This window comes from Clostridium sp. AM27-31LB (genome assembly GCF_003480745.1).
Lineage (GTDB): Bacteria > Bacillota > Clostridia > Lachnospirales > Lachnospiraceae > Butyribacter > Butyribacter intestini.
Window position 1 is genome coordinate 1 of sequence record NZ_QUJS01000020.1, and the last position, 5,345, is coordinate 5,345.

4 protein-coding genes are annotated in these 5,345 nt (G+C 29.5%); 2 read left to right on the plus strand and 2 right to left on the minus strand.

Features of this window, described 5'->3' with window-relative positions; translation table 11 throughout:
- Together DW721_RS15765 and DW721_RS15770 are read right to left on the minus strand one after the other, a co-directional pair.
- The coding region (locus DW721_RS15765; RefSeq protein ID WP_147355427.1) for a hypothetical protein at window positions 1–748 on the minus strand (748 nt) is incomplete at its 3' end.
- A complete protein-coding gene (locus tag DW721_RS15770) occupies window positions 723–1,979 on the minus strand; it encodes a hypothetical protein (RefSeq protein WP_118746300.1) in 1,257 nt (418 codons plus the stop codon). The genes DW721_RS15765 and DW721_RS15770, both read right to left, overlap by 26 nt.
- Window positions 1,980–2,543: 564 nt before the next feature.
- Between DW721_RS15770 and DW721_RS15780 the strand changes: the two genes are divergently transcribed.
- Together DW721_RS15780 and DW721_RS15790 are read left to right on the plus strand one after the other, a co-directional pair.
- Window positions 2,544–3,269: a LytTR family DNA-binding domain-containing protein gene (locus tag DW721_RS15780; protein WP_182436373.1), complete on the plus strand. Its 726-nt coding sequence runs from the start codon at window positions 2,544–2,546 to the stop codon at window positions 3,267–3,269.
- A 608-nt stretch (window positions 3,270–3,877) separates the two neighbouring features.
- Complete coding sequence (locus tag DW721_RS15790) at window positions 3,878–5,221, plus strand: GHKL domain-containing protein (protein WP_118746304.1); 1,344 nt, start codon at window positions 3,878–3,880, stop codon at window positions 5,219–5,221.
- Window positions 5,222–5,345: the final 124 nt, after the last annotated feature.

A 5,345-nucleotide genomic window follows, 5' to 3' on the forward strand; every position in this document is an offset into this window, starting at 1 on the left:
CAAAAATTATCAACACAGTGATATACGGTGACATATTATACAAATCCCCAAACTGTCTCTTGGGATCAAATATTAAAGACGGTGTCATAAATGACGTAAGAAAAGGAATCCTAATCCATATATACTGAAATATAAACCAGAGTATCATTGGAAATGCTATGACAAGTTTTTTGTTTGGCACAAATATTGAGATAAATAATGTCATAAGTGAATAAAATGCATAACACAGACCTGATATAACTGCCAATGTAAAAATATATTCTTTATATCTCCCCGCATGAAGCAGCAAATTATCTGTTGTTCCCATTAATTCCTCTGCACTCTTCGGAAACAATGGTGCATGATAAAATACGGCTATCTCCAAAAAACAGATTAATATTGCCGCAAAACCACATACAAATGCACCTGTAATCGTCTGCATCACCTTGGAGATCACATATCTGTTTACTCCCATCCTGTTTATACGCATATATACCGAGTTTTCCTCGTAATCAGCCGCATACAAAACAGCTCCCGTACACGCTGCAAGGCAGTATCCGGCAACACAAAACATCCCAATATTCAAAAGATAGTAATATATCACATTATCTCTATATCCTGTTTTTAAATCAGATAAAAACAGATCACTTGAACATACATCAAGCATCGTTATAGTTCCACATAATATAACTATGATGACGAATACCGGTGATATAAACCACCTCCGCCATTCCATAATTTTTTTACCATGATATAATTTCATTTCCATAACACTCCCCTGTATATCCATCGTAGCAAAAATATGCAATTTTCTCTATTGATTCATCATTGTCATAAACTCCTACCACCCACGCAGGTGTAATTATCGGTTTAACAGTTTTTGAACTGTCACTTGCATAGTAAGCAATATACTTAAGCTCTATGGATTTAATCTTAACCTCTTCTACAAGCAATTTTTTCTCATAAAATTTAATGACCTCTTTTAATGGTTTATTTGGCGATATAATCTTCTGCGTATTTTTATATACGCTACCTGTCTCTCTAAAAGAATCAGCTTCTATATACTCAAGCTTCCCTTTGCAAAATACAAGATATACAGGTGTCTCCCACATTGAGCTCAACTTATCATTATCGGCACTTGTCGTCTTTGCCCATTTATCAGGTTTCTCATCCGCTTTTACCTGATAACCGGGATCAATATCTGAAAACTTAAGATTATCAACATCCTTATAAAACGCCAATAAATCATACTGTTTTCCATTGTATTTAAGCCCTATACTCCTAACATCATTAATAATCTTAGCAGATTTAGCATTTAATGAATACATCCTGTATTCATCATTTATCTTTCTTCCTATAAGTTTCTCAACTGCTTTTTTGTATGTACCGACATTTTTTTCAATCTTATCAGTATAATCGGTCTTTATGCCGTCAATATCTTCATCCATTCCAATCTTTAAGGCTGCTATATGCTCTTTATCACTTTTTTCACTCCGCATATAAAAACTTGGACAAAAATATGTATCGCTGTTTCCTGTTACATCATCATAAGTATCCCATACTATACGCATTTTATATTTATCACCATCATCAGATTTATATGCTCCTTCTATATATGGATCATTTTTATATTTTCTATTAATTCTTTTCCATGAAAGCTTTCCCGGTATAAGTCTGTTTAAAGTTTTCTCCATTTCCTTTTGTGTTCTATTAAAAACAGTCGGGTTATCAGTAAACTTCTTTGATGTACCTTTTATTTTTTCTTTATACTGGTTCATATAATAGGACTTCATTCCATCCTTATATACTTCTGACTTTGTGACATTTGCGTCAACCTTAAATTTTTCATCAATATCAAACGAAGCATGACCATTTGACATTTCTTCTTCGCTCAGTTCCTGTCTGTATGTTTTTTTCTCTGTCTTATTTTGTTTGCCGCCACAACCTGTCAACAAACTTAATACACATACGATACATAATATTTGTTTAAATTTTTTCATTGGACATCCCTCTCCATCAGATTAATTTTGTGTCAGCAAGTCTTCACCCGCCACTTATTGCTCTACGCAGTAGAAGTGTGAGACTTCCCTGACAATACTAAATAACTGCCAAAGCCATATTTCCTGCACTCAGAGTCACTGCTGCCGCAACTGCTAAAGCAGCTCCTTTTTTCACTAAACTGTATTTCATTATACTTTCCTCACTTTCTATTTTTTCTTACTTTGTTCAAGAAGCTTTTTTGGCACATTTGGTTCATACATATAACCATGGCAAGCTGAATGTACTTTTTTTTCAGCCGTATGTACAATTAAATTTGCCAAAAATCTACATACTGTCTCATTAGCCTTTTTCATAGCTTACTTGACACTATCCAAATAAATTTATTACATTGACTATTTCCATCTATGTAATATATAATTTATATTACATAATTTGATATTTTTTTCAATATGCCTATGCACAAACGGTATCTGAAACAGCACAAACGACATTTTAACTACAAATTATACTTACTTTTTTAAAAAAAGAATACATTTTTTAATAAAAACAGGATGGTACTCAAAATGATAATAAATGCAGCTATATTAGAAGATAATATATTATTTGCAAATCAATTAAAAAATTTAATATTAATTTGGGCGGATAAAAACTCTCATAATTTTAATATTGATGTATTTCATTCAGCAGAAAATCTTTTTTCAGGCAATACGAAATATACTTATTATGATGTAATCTTTATGGATATTCAATTACAACCTGATGTTCCTTCAGCTATTACAGGAATGGATATTGCAAAAAAACTCCGACTTTCAGGTTTTGATAACGATATTATTTTTATAACATCCTATCAGGAATATGTTTTTGAGGGTTACAATGTAAATGCTTTTAATTTTCTGCTCAAACCGATACAAACTGATAAGTTATATCCTGTATTAAATTCTCTGATTGAAAAATACTCAGATAAACAATATGTATTTAAAAACCGACAATCAATAGTAAGCATACCTTATGCAAATATAATAACTATAACAAGTAATCTTCACGAAATAAATATAATGACATCAAACGATACATATACTGACCGCAGTTCACTTGAAACAATCGCAGATACTCTGCCAAAATCATTTGTTCGCTGTCATAAAACCTGCATTGTCAATCTTAGTCATATTACAAAGATAGAAAAAAATACAATTTTTCTGTCAAATAAGAAACTCCAGACTATAGGCAGGAAATATTTAACCACACTAAAAAACAGTTATTTAACTTATATTATGGGAGGTGGAATATAAATGTTAAAAAAATTATCAACAGTGCTATCAACCAAAATTTACAAATTACTTAAAGACGATACATATGATATTGATGTTTTAAGTTATGGACTTGAATGTATATTAAACACACTTATTACAACCATATTTATATTAATGCTTGGCATAATCTCACATCATATAATATTGTATATCATATGGATTATATATTTTTCAATCTTGCGAAAATATTTTGGCGGCTTTCATGCACCTACACATTTTTTATGTATTACCCTCAGCATAATCACCTGTACACTGACAATTCTGCTTAGCATAAATTGTAATAATACATACAAAACCACTTTTATAACTGTTATATTTGTTCTTCCTTTTATACTTAAATATGCACCTATTTCTTCAAAACAGAATATTCTTTTAAATAATACTCAAAAAAAATTTCATAAAATTTTTGCATTAGTATTTTTTATATCTGGGGTTATAATATCTGTTATTTTTAATTTTTATAAATTTACCAGCTTATCATCACTTATTATTTATACAATCATAAGTGTATATCTTCTTGCAATCATAGAAATTTTTTTAAGAAAAAAACAAATAAAATACCAGAATAACAATACGGAGGTTGCAAAATGACAAATTATTTATCATACATTTGGGAATATATTATTGATTTCGCAGAATACATTTTATTTTTCTATTTAATGAGCTCCAAAGCGGAATATAAGCTTAATATTAACAAAAAATTATTTATAACATTAAGCACCGCCGGACTTTCAGCTTTTTTATTTGTTTTAAACAGTTTCAATCCATCTGTAATATACACTTTGCTTATTACTTTTATTGTTCAGTTTATTATCTGTCATTTTATATATGATACTGATTTTATTAAGTTATTTTTTTGGAATATCGTATATACATTACTTACTCTTTTCACTGATACTTTATCCATAAATATACCTTATATATTCTTTAATATTACCCCAAAACAATTAATGTTTGGTGGAAATCTTCGTTATAGCATAACACTTACATATATAATACTGTTCTCCTTTTTTATTATACTGATATGTCATATAAACAATTCTGATATTTTTTTAAATATATATGAAAAAATAATTTTTGTCTCTTTATCTGCCATATATATTTTTATGGGTGAATTTGTATTAACCGAATCCATAAAACTTCGTCCGGGTAATAATGCACTTTCAAATCGACTTTCAAATTTTTGTTTTATTTTCTTAGTTACTTATATTGTACTTCTCATCTTCATTTACCAACTTGGTAAATCAAGGAACTATAATATTAAGTTAAAAGAAGAACAACAGCTTTATGCCATTGAAAAAAATAACTTTCAAAATATAGTCGAACAGACGAAAGAACTTCGTTTTATGAAACACGACCTCTCTAGTCATCTTACAGTTATAACACAAATGGTTAGGGAAAAAAAATATGATAAACTTCTTGAATATTTAAATGAATATAATGCCAAGATTGAAGTTTCCCATCAGCTTATCAGTACCGGAAATATTGTTATTGACAGCATTGTAACTTTTTATATTCACAAGGCACATATAAATAATATTAAATTTGAGCATATGCTGCATCTTCCACAAGCTCTGCCTTTAACTGATGTTGAAATTTGCTCTTTACTGGGTAATATTTGTTCAAATGCACTTGAAGCCTGTCAAAAAATCACCCAAGATAACGCTCCTAAATATATACAACTTATTATAAAGCCATATCGTGAGTCGCTTATAATTCACTCCGAAAATACTTGTAACAATATTTTCAACATTAAAAATGGTAATTTTCTTACCACAAAAAAAGAGCATACAGAACATGGTCTTGGTTTGAACCGAATTAATAACATAGTTGAAAATGCAGGAGGTTTTATGAAGATTGAAACATCTAGAAATATCTTTAAGATTAATATTGTACTTCCTCTCACAATTACCGATGATGACTGTATTTAATATTTTAATTGATAGTTCTTCACACTTACAATGAAAATAATTCAGACAGCATTTTCCCTCATATGTGCTGTCTGAATTATCTTCATTTTTAATATTTTTATTTTACAAATGTCAAGTTTATCTA